The 17512-nt window shown below is 44.1% G+C and carries 16 protein-coding genes; 7 read left to right on the plus strand and 9 right to left on the minus strand.

Annotated elements, in window-relative coordinates; translation table 11 throughout:
• Positions 1 to 275 precede the first annotated feature (275 nt).
• A complete protein-coding gene (gene truD, locus RTS10_RS04335) occupies positions 276 to 1364 on the plus strand; it encodes a tRNA pseudouridine(13) synthase TruD (protein ID WP_312539388.1) in 1089 nt (362 codons plus the stop codon).
• Here truD and RTS10_RS04340 read toward each other — a convergent pair.
• From RTS10_RS04340 to RTS10_RS04350, 3 genes are all read right to left on the minus strand, one after another.
• Positions 1359 to 2708: a GGDEF domain-containing protein gene (locus RTS10_RS04340; RefSeq protein ID WP_312539389.1), complete on the minus strand. Its 1350-nt coding sequence runs from the start codon at positions 2706 to 2708 to the stop codon at positions 1359 to 1361. The genes truD and RTS10_RS04340 overlap by 6 nt on opposite strands.
• 345 nt (positions 2709 to 3053) lie before the next feature.
• Positions 3054 to 3578: a C40 family peptidase gene (locus tag RTS10_RS04345; protein ID WP_312539390.1), complete on the minus strand. Its 525-nt coding sequence runs from the start codon at positions 3576 to 3578 to the stop codon at positions 3054 to 3056.
• A 424-nt stretch (positions 3579 to 4002) separates the two neighbouring features.
• Positions 4003 to 4728, minus strand: coding sequence for a YggS family pyridoxal phosphate-dependent enzyme (locus tag RTS10_RS04350; protein WP_312539392.1), 726 nt, complete (start codon positions 4726 to 4728; stop codon positions 4003 to 4005).
• A 266-nt stretch (positions 4729 to 4994) separates the two neighbouring features.
• Between RTS10_RS04350 and RTS10_RS04355 the strand changes: the two genes are divergently transcribed.
• Together RTS10_RS04355 and RTS10_RS04360 are read left to right on the plus strand one after the other, a co-directional pair.
• Positions 4995 to 6044 carry a type IV pilus twitching motility protein PilT gene (locus RTS10_RS04355; protein ID WP_128680027.1) on the plus strand — a complete coding sequence of 350 codons (1050 nt, stop codon included), beginning with the start codon at positions 4995 to 4997 and terminating at the stop codon, positions 6042 to 6044.
• Positions 6045 to 6144: 100 nt separating this feature from the next.
• Entirely contained in the window at positions 6145 to 7296 is a 1152-nt protein-coding gene (locus RTS10_RS04360) for a PilT/PilU family type 4a pilus ATPase (protein WP_312539394.1), read from the plus strand.
• Between the two features lie 70 nt (positions 7297 to 7366).
• On the opposite strand, the gene RTS10_RS04365 is transcribed toward RTS10_RS04360, so the two are convergent.
• Positions 7367 to 7891 carry a GNAT family N-acetyltransferase gene (locus tag RTS10_RS04365; protein ID WP_312539397.1) on the minus strand — a complete coding sequence of 175 codons (525 nt, stop codon included), beginning with the start codon at positions 7889 to 7891 and terminating at the stop codon, positions 7367 to 7369.
• Between the two features lie 125 nt (positions 7892 to 8016).
• Between RTS10_RS04365 and ribF the strand changes: the two genes are divergently transcribed.
• The 4 genes from ribF (at position 8017) to fkpB (ending at position 13865) form a co-directional block, all read left to right on the plus strand.
• Entirely contained in the window at positions 8017 to 9030 is a 1014-nt protein-coding gene (gene ribF / locus RTS10_RS04370; protein WP_312539399.1) for a riboflavin biosynthesis protein RibF, read from the plus strand.
• A gap of 458 nt (positions 9031 to 9488) precedes the next feature.
• Positions 9489 to 12806: an isoleucine--tRNA ligase, N-acetyltransferase domain-containing gene (ileS, locus tag RTS10_RS04375; protein ID WP_312539558.1), complete on the plus strand. Its 3318-nt coding sequence runs from the start codon at positions 9489 to 9491 to the stop codon at positions 12804 to 12806.
• Positions 12799 to 13347 carry a signal peptidase II gene (lspA, locus tag RTS10_RS04380; RefSeq protein WP_312539400.1) on the plus strand — a complete coding sequence of 183 codons (549 nt, stop codon included), beginning with the start codon at positions 12799 to 12801 and terminating at the stop codon, positions 13345 to 13347. The genes ileS and lspA overlap by 8 nt, the downstream gene beginning before the upstream one ends.
• 23 nt (positions 13348 to 13370) lie before the next feature.
• Positions 13371 to 13865: an FKBP-type peptidyl-prolyl cis-trans isomerase gene (gene fkpB, locus RTS10_RS04385; RefSeq protein WP_065253310.1), complete on the plus strand. Its 495-nt coding sequence runs from the start codon at positions 13371 to 13373 to the stop codon at positions 13863 to 13865.
• Positions 13866 to 13964: 99 nt separating this feature from the next.
• On the opposite strand, the gene RTS10_RS04390 is transcribed toward fkpB, so the two are convergent.
• The 5 genes from RTS10_RS04390 to RTS10_RS04410 form a co-directional block, all read right to left on the minus strand.
• Positions 13965 to 14642, minus strand: coding sequence for a hypothetical protein (locus tag RTS10_RS04390; protein WP_312539402.1), 678 nt, complete (start codon positions 14640 to 14642; stop codon positions 13965 to 13967).
• Positions 14643 to 14753: 111 nt separating this feature from the next.
• Entirely contained in the window at positions 14754 to 15386 is a 633-nt protein-coding gene (locus RTS10_RS04395) for a hypothetical protein (protein WP_312539403.1), read from the minus strand.
• A 206-nt stretch (positions 15387 to 15592) separates the two neighbouring features.
• Entirely contained in the window at positions 15593 to 16339 is a 747-nt protein-coding gene (locus tag RTS10_RS04400; protein ID WP_312539404.1) for a phosphate/phosphite/phosphonate ABC transporter substrate-binding protein, read from the minus strand.
• Positions 16339 to 16833: a PAS domain-containing protein gene (locus RTS10_RS04405; RefSeq protein ID WP_050324728.1), complete on the minus strand. Its 495-nt coding sequence runs from the start codon at positions 16831 to 16833 to the stop codon at positions 16339 to 16341. The genes RTS10_RS04400 and RTS10_RS04405 overlap by 1 nt, the downstream gene beginning before the upstream one ends.
• Before the next feature lie 88 nt (positions 16834 to 16921).
• Entirely contained in the window at positions 16922 to 17284 is a 363-nt protein-coding gene (locus tag RTS10_RS04410; protein WP_007117205.1) for a roadblock/LC7 domain-containing protein, read from the minus strand.
• Positions 17285 to 17512: the final 228 nt, after the last annotated feature.

Consider the following 17512-nt stretch of genomic DNA (forward strand, 5'->3'; position numbering starts at 1 on the left):
TAAACATTTTGCTAAGTCAGCTGACCGATTTTGCCACCCAATGCACCCACCCAAATTAGCCAACACACCTAACTTAGCAAGCACTACTTTATTGTCTATTACTTTGGCATTCAAGCCGTATTTGATGTCATTGTTGTCGCCGTCATATTTTTAACCTATTTATATAAGACAATAAAGCATGCCGATAATAAAGCGCTGCTGTAATCGAATCCGTAATCGAGATGGTTTATCAATCATCCATTTGTTAAAATAAACCTTTTACAAGTAATACTAGCATGCCAAAACTGCCTTCACCCTATACCCCTGCAATTGAGTCCGCCATTTACAAACAACAACCCACTGATTTTATTGTCCATGAAAAACTTGGCATTGAATGCAGCCATACAGGCGAACATCTTTGGCTTCATATTCAAAAGACCCGAATGAATACCAATTTTGTGGCAAAGTTGCTGTCACAATGGGCAGGCATCCCACTCAAGGATGTGGGATACTCGGGGCTCAAAGATCGTCATGCACTGACGACGCAATGGTTTAGTCTTCGCTTGCCAAAAAAAATTGCCCCTGAACCAAACTTTGAGCAATTTGTCCAGACCAAATTAGCGAGCGATGAAACCCTAGAAATACTAGCACAGCATTGGCATCACAAAAAACTGGGTCGCGGTACTCATGAGGCCAATCAGTTTATCATCACCTTACGCAATGTGGTGGGTGAGAAAGCCGCCATCGAGCAACAACTTGCGACCATCAAAACCCAAGGCGTTCCCAATTATTTTGGCGAGCAGCGCTTTGGGCAAGATGCCAATAATATTGATGCCGCTATCGAACTATTCACCCATCATACAATTCGGGGTAAAAAAATTCATCGCAAATTTGATCAAGATAAAATCAGTCTGTATCTGTCGGCAGCGCGTAGTGAATTGTTCAATGCTATCTTGGCAAGACGTATCGCATTGGGCATTTGGAACCAACCGCTTGATGGCGACGTGATGAATTTGGCGGGTTCAAACAGTATCTTTGTGGCACACCATATAGATGAGACTATGATATCAAGGCTACAAAGTGGCGATATCCATTTGACTGCACCGCTGTGGGGCGCAGGTGAGTTAAAAAGCAGTGGTAAGGTTAACGCATTAGAACTATCAGTTATCACTGACAATCCCATTTATCAGCAGCTAAGTCAAGGCTTGATTGAGTTTGGTTTAAAGCAGCAGCGCCGCCCCCTACGTATGCTGCCCAGTAACTTGCAATGGGTTTGGCAAGAGGATCAGACATTGGTGTTAGAGTTTGAATTACCGGCAGGCAGTTTTGCGACGACGATGATTGATACGCTTGTTGCAAGCTCGGCACTCACCACTGAGTTATGAAGGCTGATTGCTTTGCGTCATCAATAAATAACATTGACCTTTGACCACGCAGTTGCGACCATTGGCTTTGGCTTGCTGCATTGCCAAATCGGAGAACTTGATAATTCGCTCAAGGGCAGGCGGCAGTGCAGGCATGGTCGGTAAACTATGTATATACTCGCGCATATATTCGATAAAACCGCGATTATCAACCGCGCGGTCGTTATCTCTCCCATGATTTTGATAAACGCTGGCAATACCTAAGCTTGCGGTAAATTGAATTTCTGTATCAAAAATTCCATATCTCACCACTTGTTTTTCAAACGCTTGGCGCAGCTGTTCTGCCATATCGAAAGCTTGCTCAATCCCGGTATTTGGCAAGATGACACAAAACTCTTCCCCACCCATACGTCCAAACATTGTCCCTGTGGGCAAGAAGTTTTTTAAGGTATTCGCGGTACAAATCAATGTCGCATCACCGGCGTCATGACCATATTCGTCATTAATGTGTTTAAATTTGTCCAAATCAATATAAATCACACTAAGCGTGTTCCAATCGCTTTTACATTGCCATAAATAACTCAAAAAACTATAAATCGTACGCCGATTGGCAATATTAGTGAGTGCATCGGCTTCTAGCAAATCATAAATTTTGCGGCGCTGAAAACTCATGACTTTCATGCCCTGCAAAATACAATACAGCGTGACCGTTGCCTTGGCAGTTACCAAAAAGCTAAAAGATAATCCCCAAAGCCAATGACTACGCGCTGCTAAACTTGGATACAACCTAGGCAACAATTGCCACCAGTTCATGCTATTACTCATATTAAAAATAAATAATGCAACAATACAACTGACAAATGACACCCAGACCAGTCGCCATCTTAATAGCACCATCCCAAGACCGGTGGCACTAATCAGCATTACGCCTTCAAGCGCACTGTTGTTACCAATCCAAACGATAAAAAGATTTTCATAAATCAAATAGATGATTACAAAAAATATTTGGTACTCCCGCCAAAGTCTTGACTGTTCAGGCATGCGGGTGATGACCCATAGTGAATACCCGCAAAACAACACCATCGCCAGTCCCAAATAGGTGATATTTATCATCAAGCTGCGATTAAAGATTTGGTTAAAGTTGTGCGCAAAAGGAAAGATATCTATAGGCAATGTGATGACAAGAACTGTCGCATACCAAATCAAATGAAAAAATGTCTCAACCAACGCCAATATAATAAACAACATGAATTTATTGGTATCGTTGACTCTTGGCGAATTGATATATAGCGAAGGTTTAAAGCTAAAAAATTTTAGCGTTTGCTGCAATTGTTCTTTAAAACTTGGCAAGGCGGTTTGGGTCATAGGATTATTGCAAAATCAATAAATCTATTAAAAAAGGGCGTCACGCATTAAACAGATCAAGACGGTTATGTCAGTCATTGTCGTTCATTGATTAGTTTTAGTCGTTTGCATTTAAGTTACCTTAAAGATTATATAAGGTATTGTTACTTCATTCTAATACTTTATTAATGACCAGTGGGTAAATGTTTAATTTTTTTAATTATTCTTGACTTATCTATATTATCAAAATTTCCTCGACAAAATAAAAAAGGTAAGCATAAGCTTACCTTGATCAACATTTCACAGCATTTTAACTTTATGGGTTTTTTCAACAATATTCTTTAATAGTAACGTTCTCGATTACACTCAAGCGTCCAAGACACGGCGCGCTGTCACGAATTTATTTGCCCAATAGCCAGAATCTAAACTTGTAATAGAAATACTTTTGCCCGTTGATGGTGAATGAATAAAACGACCTTCACCGATGTACATGCCCACATGAGAGATACGACCACCACCTTGAGAGAAAAACACCATATCGCCTGGTTTTAACTCACCACGGTTAATACGTTCACCCACTTGCGCCATGCTGCCTGAAGTACGTGGCAGATTGATGTTGGCGGTTTGTTTATAAACATACTGCATAAAGCCACTACAGTCAAAACCACTCGTTGGGCTAGTACCACCAAAACGGTATGGTAAACCGATAAAGTTTTTGGCTTTTGCAATGAGGCTATCTGCTTTTGAGCCACCCTCTGGATTTTGAGAAACACTTGAGTTAAAGCTACCGAAATATTCTGTGATACCATTGTCGGCATTGGCAGCGGTTGGGGCTAGGCTGAACAAGACACAAGGTAGAGCGGTTAATAAAGTTTTTTGAAGAAAGTTCATAGGGCTTTAATCCGTTCAGAACTTTTATCCGTATATGGGCTATATCAAAATTGATTACTAGAAGCTAAAAAGTTGATATACGGATAAAAATTACATAACTATTGTATTGGTTACATTCTGTAAAACAACGCCATCATACCAATAAAGTTTTTTGGATATGGATATCTTTTCTCCATAAAATGTTAAAAAATATTACAATGTAAGCTAATTTGCTTACAGAAAGCTTATAGAAAGCATACAGCAATAATTGGGTAATAAAATCGTTGGTTTAACATAACATTGGGTTAAATAACTACCTATTACCCCGTATTTATTTTGGTGTAATGTAAAAAAAGCAGAGTCAATGTGTAACTGACCCTGCCTAATAGTTGAGCAAAAACCGCTAAAAGTTGTTAAATTGCTGTCTTTTACCCCGTCATTCTCGCTAATCTCTTGCCCCAAAAATTGCCGTGCCAATACGAACGATGGTGGCACCCGCGGTAATGGCTTGCTCAATGTCGCCGCTCATGCCCATTGACAAAGTGTCCCACTGCTCAGGATGCGCATGATAGCGCCTGTTTTGCTCAAATAATTGCTGAGTTTTGACAAAGGCAGAAGCGGAATTTTTGGCAGGGATAATCATCAGTCCGCGTAATTGCAAATTGGGCAGTTGACTAATCTGTGTCACCAATTCGGGTAACTGGTCTGGCTGGCAACCTGATTTACTGGCTTCATCATCAATATTGACTTCGATACAGATATTGAGTGGCGGAAGGTGTTCACCCCTTTGCTCATTGAGACGCTGGGCAATAATTAAGCGATCCACCCCATGCACCCAATCAAAATGCGCTGCCAACTCTTTGGTCTTGTTACGCTGGATATGACCGATATAATGCCACACCAATGGCTGCTCGTTGGCAGTAACGTCTTTGAGTGCGGCGATTTTTGCCACCGCTTCTTGCACATAGTTTTCACCAAAATCCTGCTGACCTTGCTGCGCTAACGTGCGAATCATCCAGTTGGGTTTGGTTTTGGATACGGCAAGCAGTTTGACAGTTGGATTGAGCCTAGCAACGTCAGTTTTCACCTGTCGCCAACGCGCTATCAAGGCTTGGTTTTCAGCGTCTGGTGCGATTGTCGCCAATGGTTGCTGTGCGTCGAATGTTTGCATGGTTAACTTTTCCTGTTGAACTTTTCCTGTTGATAGGTGACTGGTTTGATGGTTACCGGGTTAAGGTAACGTTTTTTTGCACTTGTGTGCCCAATTTTCCAATTGAGTTTAACATAAGCTAAAATCAACAAAAAACTATGACCCCTAGTCAGTTTTTTCTGTTTTTTTTGTGGGCGGATGATTATAGTATAGCTATCTTTTTTTCCCGCTGCTTTTTTCTATTGCTGCTTTTGTATTTTCATTACCCACCTGTAGGATTCGCTATCATGGCAAAAGAATTATCGATTGACGATTTATTGCGTTTTGCATTCAAAAATAAAGCCTCTGACTTACACATTTCAGCAGGCTTACCGCCGATGATTCGGGTAGATGGTGAAATCACCAAAATCAACATGCCGCCGCTCGATCACCAAAAAGTGCATAGTTTGATTTATGACATCATGAATGACAAACAACGTGCCGATTATGAAGAGTTTTTTGAAACCGACTTTTCGTTTGAAATTCCCAATGTGGCGCGTTTTCGTGTCAATGCCTTTAACCAAAACCGGGGCGCAGGTGCGGTATTTCGTACCATCCCGTCTGAGGTCTTGACGATGGAGCAGCTTGGAATGGGACCGATTTTTGAGAAAATCTCTAATTACAAACGCGGCGTGGTACTGGTCACCGGTCCAACGGGTTCGGGTAAGTCAACCACCCTTGCGGCGATGATTAACTATATCAACGAAAACCGTAAAGAACATATCTTAACCATCGAAGACCCGATTGAATTTGTGCATCAATCAAAAAAATCCCTCATCAACCAACGGGAAGTGCACCGTGATACTTTAAGCTTTGACGCCGCGCTGCGCTCTGCCCTACGTGAAGACCCCGATGTTATTCTTGTCGGTGAGATGCGTGACCTTGAGACCATCCGCTTGGCATTGACCGCTGCTGAAACAGGGCACTTGGTATTTGGGACATTGCATACCTCATCTGCTGCCAAAACCATTGACCGTGTGGTCGACGTGTTTCCCGCCGCTGAAAAAGACATGATTCGTGCGATGTTATCTGAATCGCTGCAAGCGGTTATCTCGCAATCACTACTCAAACGCCAAACGGGTGGTCGTGTCGCCGCACATGAAATCATGATTGGTACGCCTGCGATTCGTAACTTGATTCGTGAAAACAAAGTTGCCCAAATGTATTCTGCCATCCAAACCAGTGCAGGCGATGGCATGACCACACTTGATCAAAGCCTTCGCGAGCTGGTCAATAAAGGCGTGATTAGCAAAGAATCAGCACGCCAATATGCCAAACAACCGGAAAGCTTTATGTAATCACTGTTTTATAGAAACTATCTTATAGAAACAATGTTTATCAAAACACAGTTTGTAAAAATTTATAGAACAATTTATAGAACAATGCGAGATACCTGTTATGGATTTTGATAAATTACTGCAGCTAATGGTACAAAAAAACGGCTCTGACCTTTTTATCACCGCCGATGCGCCACCATCAATGAAAGTCAATGGTACTATCATGCCAGTCACCAAGTCAGCGCTGACCCCAGAGCAATCGATGACGCTGGTCAAAAGCGTGATGACACCTGCTCAAATCAAAGAATTTGACGAAACCCTCGAATGCCAGTTTGCCATTAGTGACAAACACCAAAACGCCCGCTTTCGTGTTTCTGCCTTTGTCCAAAAAGACTGTGCGGGCATGGTGCTACGTAAAATTGAAACCAAAATTCCGACGGTAGAGCAGCTCAATCTACCGCCGATTTTGAATGAAATTGCCATGAAAAAACGCGGTATCGTGCTACTGGTCGGTGCGACAGGTACAGGTAAATCTACCACACTGGCAGCTATGATGGGGTATCGCAACGAAAATTCGCGCGGTCATATTATCACCATCGAAGACCCGATTGAATACGTCCATGAGCACAAAGGCTGTATCATCACCCAACGCGAAGTTGGCATTGATACCAAATCATTTGAAGCAGGATTAAAAAACACCCTACGTCAAGCACCTGATGTGATTTTGATTGGCGAGATTCGTACCCGCGAAACCATGGATTATGCCATTCAATATGCCGAAACAGGACACTTGGTGTTTGCCACCCTCCACGCCAACAATGCCAACCAAGCGATTGACCGTATCATTCACTTCTTTGATGCCGAACATCATGAGCAGATTTTGATGGATTTGTCCTTAAACCTTCGAGCCATTGTGGCGCAGCAATTGATTGCCACCCCTGATGGCAAAGGTCGCCGCGCTGCGATTGAAATTTTGCTCAATTCCCAACTGATTGGTGATTACATCCGTAAAGGGGAAATCCACGAAATTAAGCCCGTGATGAAACGCTCTCGTGAACTCGGTATGCAAACCTTTGACCAAGCGTTGTTTGATTTGTATGAAAATGGCGAAATCACTTACCGCGATGCCATCAAACACGCTGACTCACCCAATGATTTACGCCTACTTATTAAGCTGGAAAGTAAATCAGCCAATAAAATTGATGAAAATGAACTAAATTTCTCCCTGCAATCTGATGATAATAGCCCCGCAAATGAGAACACAATGTTCTAACAACAGGCTATTGTCCAATAATCATAGTAACTATGTAACACAAAAAAGGCTCATATTGAGCCTTGTTTATCTAAGCTACACTTTTTCCCAAAATCACCACATCAGCAATAAATCCGTTCATATCACAAACTTGCTTAAACTTGCCCCATGTCTCAAATCCTAGCTTTTCAAACATCGCAAGGCTCGGTGTATTATGGGCAAAAATCAGCGCAACAACTTGCTGCACGCCACAACTCGGCGCAACTTCGATTAGATAATTGACCAACGCTTTGCCCACGCCTTGCCCCTTGGCTTCCTCTGCCACATAGATACTGATTTCAGTACTGATATGATAGGCGGGACGCGCGTATAAATCAGATAAACTGCCCCAACCGACAATTTCACCTAAACTAGTTTCGGAGCTAGTTTGAGCAACCACCAACGGACGATTGCCCGTATGGGCGTCAAACCACGCTTGCCTATCTGCCACGCTCACAGGCTGTAAATCCGCTGTGGCTTGCTTACCTGCGATACTTTGGTTATAAATTTCAACGATGCGCGGTAAATCATCAATCGCAGCTAGGCGAATACTAAGGTTGTGATGCGCTGCAGACATAGCGACTCCAAAATTGAACTAAAAAATGCGGCTAAAATTTGCCGAAAAATCTTATTAGCGCGTATGTTAACAACATTTTTACTTTATAATAAGCGATTTCATAAAATTGATAGTTTGCGATGCTCATGAACGTAATTGACTTATCTGACTGGCTAAAAAATCCAACCCTATTACCTGATTCGGTACTGACGATTGGTAATTTTGATGGGGTACATTTGGGTCACCAAGCGATGCTAGATAAAGCCAAGTCTTTGGCAAAATCTCAGCAACTTGCCAGCATGGTGATGATTTTTGAACCACAGCCGCGTGAGTTTTTTAGCCCGCAAACCGCCCCTGCAAGGCTCACCAATTTGGCAGAAAAAACCCAATTGATTGCTGAACACAATATCGATAGCTTGATTGTGGCAAATTTTGATAATGACTTTCGGAATTTATCGGCACACGATTTTGCCAAAATGTTGGTCGAATTAAACGTGAAGCATTTGGTATTGGGCGATGATTTTCGCTTTGGGCATGACCGCACTGGCGATAGTGAGTTTTTGCGTGCGTTTGGCTTGCCTGTACAAATTTTGCATACCGTGACCGACCATGCGCATCAAGATGAGCGCGTCAGCTCAACCCGCATTCGAGACTGTTTGCAACACGGGGACTTGGCAACGGCAAAGCATCTGCTAGGGCGAGATTATGCGATTACTGGCATGGTGGAACATGGCGATAAAATTGGTCGCACGCTTGATTTTCCCACCGCCAATATTGCGCTAAACCGTATCAAGCCTGCCCTGCATGGGATTTTTGCGGTATCGGTGACCGCTACCGATGGCACGGATTTATCAACACTGGGGGAAAATACTCAAACTGGCGTGCAAGGGCTCAACAAAGGCAGTTTGTTTGGCGCTTGCAATGTGGGTACTCGTCCTGCGCTAAAAAATAAGTATGGGGTAGAATGGCGACTGGAAGTCAATTTTCCGAAGTTTGATGGGGATTTGTACGGCAGAGAACTGACGGTGACGTTTTTGCATTTTTTACATGGGGAAATTAATTATCCAAGCCTTGACGCGTTAAGACAAGGCATTGCCCAAGACGTGGTGGATTTACTTGACTGGCGTAAGCAGCAAGCTTTTGCGAAATCATGCCCTTAGCGACTTTGGCGTGTCAGCCTCCACCCTGCTACTCCTAAGCAACATACTAGGCTTACCCACGCTAGCCAAACTCTCTGATTCGGCAGGGTCAAAATAACCTACCTACACTTCCTTATAGCCTGCGTTGCCATTTGGCATTGACTGTAAATGCTTTAACCCTTGTACGCTGGTGGAAAATTGTATCTTTCCTCAACTATTTTTAGCGTTTTCAACTATTTTTAGCATTTTATAGCTATTTTGGTGAGTGAGATTTTTTTGTGACAAACTTACCAAAATCAAGCATGAGATAAGCCAAACCACGCTTTGTCAATCTGCCAATTTTAACATATAATACCCTGTTATCAATTTTTTACCTTTTGCACTTTTTAGAGAATACCGAGAGTTACATGACCGACAATACTGACAATCAGTCAATCGACTATAAAGATACCCTAAACCTTGCCGATACCGTATTTCCCATGCGTGGCGACCTTGCCAAACGCGAACCTAAATGGCTAGAACAATGGTTTGCCGACGATGTGTATGCCCAAATTCGTCGCGCTCGTCAAGGTCGTGAAAAGTATGTATTGCATGATGGCCCTCCCTATGCCAACGGTCAGATTCACTTGGGTCACGTGGTGAATAAAGTGCTTAAAGACATGATTGTCAAATACAAGACGCTTGACGGTTATGACGCGCCGTATGTACCGGGTTGGGATTGTCATGGATTGCCGATTGAGCAAAAGGTAGAAGGCATTATCGGTAAAGTGGGTCAACCCCATAAAGACAAAAGTAAAAACGGTGCCATTGTGACGTCAACCGAGTTTCGCGGCGCTTGCCGTGATTATGCCAAAAGCCAAATTGACCTGCAAATGGTCGACTTTAAACGCTTGGGCGTACTGGGTGACTGGGAAAATCCTTATCTGACCATGAACTTCAAGCAAGAAGCTGATACCGTCCGTGCATTGGCAGAAATCTACAAAAACGGTCATATCACTCGCGGTATGAAGCCGGTGAATTGGTGTTTGGATTGTGGTTCGGCGCTCGCGGAAGCGGAAGTGGAATATGAAGATAAAAAATCCGATGCGATTTATGTCGGTTTTGATATCGTCAACCGTGAGGCGTTAGCGGCGACTAAAGCGATTGATGGCGCTTTGCAGGCGGTGATTTGGACTACCACGCCTTGGACGTTGCCTGCCAATCAGGCGATTACCGCAAGCTCTGAGCTAGAGTACTCCGTGGTAAAAGTCACGTTTAACAAACAAGCATTTGCTATTCCCACCACCCTTGACACGCCCAATTATTTACTTCGCCGTTTAACCAAAGACGATAAAACCGCTTTACAGGCAAGTGCATCTGACCCTTTGATTTGGGAATCGTTACCGGAAAAACGCCACGAACCTGCCGTATTTGAGCCGTATTTCAAAAAAGCCCTTGAGCAAAAAGCCTTTGCGATTGTCGATAAAAAAACCAATAACATTATTGGCACGACCCGTTTTTATGATGATAATGCTGAAGAAAATTCAATTGCCATTGGCTACACCTTTTTGACCCGTGAGTATTGGGGGTCAGGGGCCAATGCTGAAATTAAATCGGCGATGCTAAACCACGCCCAATCGCAGCGAGAAACGATTTGGTTTCATGTTGCCCCCGATAATCAGCGTTCGGCTAAAGCGTTAGAAAAAATTGGCGCAACTTATCACAAAACCGCTGACAATGGTTTAGGCGAGCGCTTGTTTTATCAAATGGCAGGCGAAAAACCACAGGCGAAAATCAGCCATTTAATTGTCGCTTACAATTTAGTTCCGCATTTAATGAGTGTGTTTAACGCCAAAGAATATAGCGTTGTTGCCACCGTGAAAGGCGATGCATTAACTGTACTTAAAGCCCAGCATCCATTGATTGCCGAGCGCCAAGTGCCGATTATCACAGGCGACCACGTGACGGCAGATAGCGGTACGGGTTTGGTACACACTGCGCCCTCGCACGGTGTCGATGACTATGTGGTCGGGCAAAAATTTCACTTGCCCACCGAAAACCCAGTCGCAGGTAACGGCGTGTATTTGCCTGAAGCCAAAGTTTTTGTCGGCGAGCATATTTATAAAGCGCAACCAAAAATCATCGAAACGCTCAAAGCCAGTGGCCATTTGCTCAAGCATGACGTGATTACTCACAGCTATCCGCATTGCTGGCGACACAAAACGCCGATTATTTTCCGTTCAACGCCACAATGGTTTATCAACATGGAAAGCCAAGGTCTGCGTGAGCAAGCGTTGACCGATATTCCAAAGGTGGTATGGACGCCAAGTTGGGGACAAAATCGCATCGAATCGATGATGCATGGTCGCCCAGATTGGTGTATCAGCCGCCAACGTACTTGGGGCGTGCCGATTGCCTTTTTCATCCATAAAGACACGGGCAATTTGCACCCAAATACGGCTGAGCTGATGGAAAAAGTCGCGCAAGTGATTGAGCAAGGTGGTGTGGAAGCATGGTTTGATGCCGCGGCTGAAGATTTTATCGGGGACGATGCTAAAGCGTATCAAAAATCGACCGATACGCTAGATGTATGGTTTGACTCAGGGTCGACCAATTTTGCCGTGCTCGCCAATCGTCCTGACTTGGCCAATCCTGCGGATTTATACCTTGAAGGCTCTGACCAACATCGGGGCTGGTTCCAGTCGTCACTTTTGGTGAGTGAAGCGATTTATGGTCGTCCACCATATAAGCAAGTGTTGACGCACGGGTTTACCGTAGATGCCAAAGGCTATAAATTATCAAAATCCAAAGGCAATACCAAAGGCTTTGAGCCGCAAGAACTTGCCAATAAATATGGTATTGATATCGTGCGTCTATGGGTCGGTTCAAGCGACTACCGTTACGAGATGGCAGTATCGACTGAAGGCTTTGCGCGCACTACCGATATGTATCGCCGTATTCGTAACACCATTCGCTTTTTACTGGCGAATACAGACGACTTTGACCCAGCCACCGACATGGTGGATGCTAGCAATTTGGTCAGCCTTGACAAGTACATTTTAAAACGCGCTGAGGCGGTACAAGCTGACATTCGTCAATCTTATACCAACATGGATTTTCACCAAGTATGTCAAGCGGTGGTGGGTTTTTGTTCACAAGATTTGGGCGGTTTTTATTTAGACATCATCAAAGACCGTCAATACACCACCAAAGCCAATGGTGAAGCGCGCCGCTCAGCACAAACTGCAATTTATCATATTGCCCATGCGTTACTGCGCTGGATTGCACCGATTTTGTCGTTTACCGCACAAGAAGCCTGGGAAATCTTAAAAGGTCCCCATACAAGCAATGGCAATGGCTACATCTTTACCGAAGAATGGTATGAATTCCCACCAGTGGCATTGGATGACGTGAGCGAATCAGATTGGCAAGCGATTTTGAATGTCAAAGAAACCGTCAACAAAGCCTATGAAATTGCGCGCACTGACAAAGTGATTAACGCCAATTTATCGGCTAATGTCACCGTGTATGCACCAGATACTACCATGGCTTCACTCAATCGATTAGGCGATGAACTCAAATTTGTGTTGATTTCAAGCCAAGCCAATGTAGCGGCATTAACCAACCAACCAAGCGATGTGACCTATACCGACGAAGACAGCCAAGTTGCGGTAGTGGTCAAGCCTGCCACGGGCGAAAAATGTATCCGCTGTTGGCACATCCGCGAGGATATCGGCATCAATCCTGCCCACCCAGAAATCTGTGGTCGCTGCGTGGAGAATGTCGAAGGTCAAGGCGAGGTACGTCATTATGCCTAACACCCAGGCAACGACTGCTGCCACTCATTCATCCACTACCCTACCCATCAACGGCAACAAAGCCATGATGTGGTATGGTATCGCGGTTTTGGCAATAATTATCGACCAAATCACCAAGTTGTACTTTGAGCACAACTACCAGCTGTACCAAACCACGGCGATTATTGAGCCGATTTTTAACTTTACCCTTGCCCACAACCATGGCGCGGCGTTTAGTTTTTTGGCAGATAAAGGCGGCTGGCAAAAATGGCTGTTTAGCGGACTGGCACTGGCTGTTTCCTTTGGTATCATGGCGTATCTACGCAAAATACCCCAACAAGCCAAATTATTGGCTTTGGGCTTGGCATTGGTGATGGCGGGTGCTTTGGGCAATTTGATTGATCGGGTACGTTTGGGCTATGTGATTGACTTCTTGCATGTCCACTATGGCGATGCGTGGCATTTCCCGATTTTTAATATCGCTGATGTGGCGATTAATATTGGCGTTGCGTTGATTTTAATCGATGCGTTTTTATTAGAGTCCAAACGTAACACCCTTTAATTTTTAGATGGATAAACAACCGCATGAATCATGACATTATTACGCCAAACGAACAAACCCGCATCACTCAGGACTCAACCGTTGATTTGCATTTTGAGGTCAGCTTAGAAAATGGCACCGTCATCGACTCAACCTTTGAGCGTGGCGAACCTGTTCGCTTGGTAGTGGGTGATGGTAGCCTGCTTGAAGGGTTTGAGAAGGTACTCATCAACTTGACAGCCGGCGATACGCGCACCGCATCGCTGTCGCCTGACGAAGCCTTTGGTGAGTGGAACCCTGATAACGTACAGACTTTTAGTCATGCGCAGTTTGCAGTGACGGGCAATTTGCCTGAAGTCGGTACCATGATGGAATTTGAAGACAAAGGCAAAACCACCCTCGTGGGTGTGGTCAGTGACGTCACTGAAGACGCCATCAAAGTGGATTTTAACCATCCATTGGCAGGTCAAAATATACTATTTAAAGTGCAGATTTTTAGAGTGACGCCAAAAGACAGTAAAGGTATCACACTAAGCTGACATTCATCTGGCATTCAGCTGAATGGAAGCTTTCAATAAGAATCACTGACAATAAAAAACCGCTGATTAACTCTCAACGGTTTTTATTTTTACAGTTTATCAATTAACCGTTTGGGTATCATCGTCTGCCGCATCACCTTCTTTAGCGTCTGATTGTTCTGCCAGTCTTGCACGTTGCTCAAAACGTTCGCCCGTCGCTTTAATACCCCACACCAATTCCACAAAAGCGCGGTTATTGATGAGCGGCTCATCTTCGATAATCAAGAAATAGCCCGTTTTGTTGATCCATAAAAACACAATACTGGTATTGGGCATCAACATATCAATACTGGTAAAAAATGACACCCCATACCCATGTACCGCCCAACCGCGCTGCTGTTGGCGCTCTAAAAAGCCATAAAAATCGGCAGCGGCTACCGATAGCGTATCTGCTTCTTGCTGAGTAAAGCCCATTTTTGCCAGACAGAAGCCTTCATCTGACGCAATTACGACACGGCGACTACCCGATAGGCTCGCTGCTACATATTTTAAGAAATTATCCAGCTGCACGTGCGGAGCGACCACCCGCTTTTCAATGGTTTCAATCCAACCTTCTTCGATAAACATATCTAACCAAGTGTCACTATAACGCTCACCCCATTCCCGTGCCGTCATACTTTGTTCAGGGGCGAGCACCGCTTGTAAGGCTAGTTGCTGCTCTGAGGGATTGGCGCTTGAGAAACTATGCAATACCCCGGCAGGCGTTAAAATCACATAGGTGTCGTTTTGTTCTGGCATGGTGTTTTCCTTAAATTTTGATAGACGGCAAAGCTAATGTTGTATGATAGCGTTGGTGAATGCAAAAGCTCATTCATCGGTTGGGTTGCTAAATTATCGATTCGGTTAAGGTTAAGCGGCTTGCTTGGCAAAATATTCTTTGGTCTCAAGCCATTTGTCATTAAAATCCCATTTGTTTTTTGACATTTCCCACCAAACCATGCTAAATGCCAATCGGTCATGACAAACAAGACAATGGTTAAAGAACTCTTCCTCGATTTCGGCAATTTGCTCAGCTTGGTCTTCTGGATCGTCTTCTTCTTCCATGATATCTAATAACGCAGCAATCGTCATTTGTGCCACTACTTTTGAGTCATCAGTGGACACACGCAGCTGATGCTGATAAGTGTTCATTGAAGGCGATACCAATACGCTCCAGCGGGTGGCAAGATTGCTGACTTTAAACACATACTCACCATGATTGATGCATTGGTCAAACCCTTGTAGCAGTGTTGGCGTTAGTTTTTCTCTCACTTGGTTGAGCATACGGTCACCAAAATAGGGCACGTCAAACCAACAACCATAAAACATATCGGCTAACGCACCTTGTAAGGGCTCTTTTTCATCAAGCTCCATCGCTGCCATGATGCGGCTGGTATGGATATCCATGTTCATCGGTTGGTCAATCACTTTTCGACTATAGAGACGAAAATTAAGCCAATGTTTTTGAAATTTTCTACGATTACGATTCGACAATGAATACATGCTGATTCCTCAAAAAATTAGCCTAATTATATAAAAAGTTATGTGACAAGGGTGAGGTATTAGTGACTGACGCTGTGAAAAATCCACGCATTTATCCCCTACTATACTATTAAACCCGATTGCAATCAAAACGCTTCAGCATAAAAAAAGCGCAACTCCATCTAAACATGAGTTGCGCTATTGGGCAAGATAACAAGCTTGACTGATTAATCCAATAAGGTATCCATTAAATCAATCATAAACTCGCCGTCTTCTTGGGTCATCGGCTCAAAACCGTCGCTCATCCCCAGTTCTTGTAATACTTGTTTGCCTTCGGCTGTGTCTTTTAAGCTTAATAAGGCATCGATAAATGGCTCACTGTCGGCAAAACTCTCTTTAACCAGCAACACATGGCTGATATCGCTCAAATCACTTTCAACCAATACCTGCATCTGCGATAAGGTCAAGCGTGACAAGCTATGATAGACATCTGATAAAAAGAATGCCGCATCGGCTTCGCCTTTAATCAAATTACGGGCAGCGGCTTGGTAAGTCTCGGTAACTTTCCAAGTAATGTCAGCTTCTAACAAATCCACGGCTTCTAGGAGACGAAGCCCAATCAATTTGACATCACGGTTATCTGCCATGGCAATGGTGCAGCCTACTTTTAAATCATCAAGTGCTACAATGCCGCTATCGGCTTTTGCAACAATCACCATTTCATCAGATTTGCCCAGTGGACGCGCCACCGCGCGATAACCCTGCTCCCGAATCATTGTCGCTGCGTCAAAGGGATTGGCATAGATAATATCCACGTTTTGCGCTTGGATTAAGTCGTTTTGTTCATGCGCAGACGCCGGTGTCAGTAAGTGAATGTGAATGCCAGATTTTTTTTGTAGCAGTGTATTGAGCATATGCCAGCCTGCAAAACGCTCAGGCGCGAAGTCAGGCGCAATGAGTAAATTAATTGTCATTAGGCTTGCTCCTCTAGCATTTTGCGATACAGTGCTTCAGCTTGCGCGATTTTGCTGCGTGATGGTTTGCGTCGTACCGAGGTATAGCCAACCGTTTCGCCATGGCGGATATTGGGCACAGCTGTCGCATACACCCAGTAGTAGCTGCCATCTTTGCACAAGTTTTTGACATAGCCATGCCATTTTTTGCCTGTTTCGACTGTTTGCCACAAGTCTTTAAAGGCGGCTTTTGGCATTTGTGGATGTCGCAAAATATGATGCGGCGCGCCAATTAATTCATCACGGCTATAGCCACTGATATCCACAAAGGCGTCATTGGCGTGGGTGATAATGCCATCTAAATCCACGCGTGAAACGATAAGTTTGCCATCTGGGTAAGGTAGCTCGTTTTCGGTGGTATAAACGACACGACTTAAGCCATCTGAGTAAGTCAGACGATGCGCTGTGGCATCGCCCGCCGGTTTGTCCATATCGGGTAATTGTACAGATTTCATTACCTCTCCTTATAAATTTTTGATTGAGTCACGGTTGCTAATATTAGTGATTGGCTGAAAAGGGGAAACTTTTTAATGTTTATAAGTTTTAGATAAGTTTTGATAAGGCTTCAGCCGCACGCTTCATATCCAAGAACACCAGACCTAATTTGGCATTTGGTTTGGTCAAAATGGTCAATACCGCTTCTGTACCCGATGCCGACATAATCACATAGCCTTTTTCGCCTTGCACCATGACGCGCTCGATACTGCCACGCGCTAGTTCTCGACCTGCACGGTCACCGAGCGATAGTAGGGCGGCTGACATCGCACCGACACGGTCTTCATCAATGCCCGCTGGCAAGGCTGACGCAATCATCAAACCATCGGTTGAAATCAGCGCAGAGGCTTCTACGTCTGCTGAAGAGCTGTTTAGGTCATTTAAGATTTGTTGGAACATATCGGTACGCATATCAAGAACCTTTTTAGTAAACAAATTTAGAGGGGTAGTGAAAAAATTTACGGGGCAAAATAACCACAAGCTTGCGCTCATCCAATCGGTATTAAACTCATTCATCATTGTGGTGGGCAAAGTGTAAAAATAACGGTGCAAAAATAATCGTATAAAAACAACCGTGCTCAAATAGATGACAAACGTTGTCAAGTGATGGTTTGATTAAGCATGGCTCATGGGTAATTG

It is taken from the genome of Moraxella sp. CTOTU47616, from assembly GCF_032017465.1.
Taxonomy (GTDB): Bacteria; Pseudomonadota; Gammaproteobacteria; order Pseudomonadales; family Moraxellaceae; genus Faucicola; species Faucicola tetraodonis.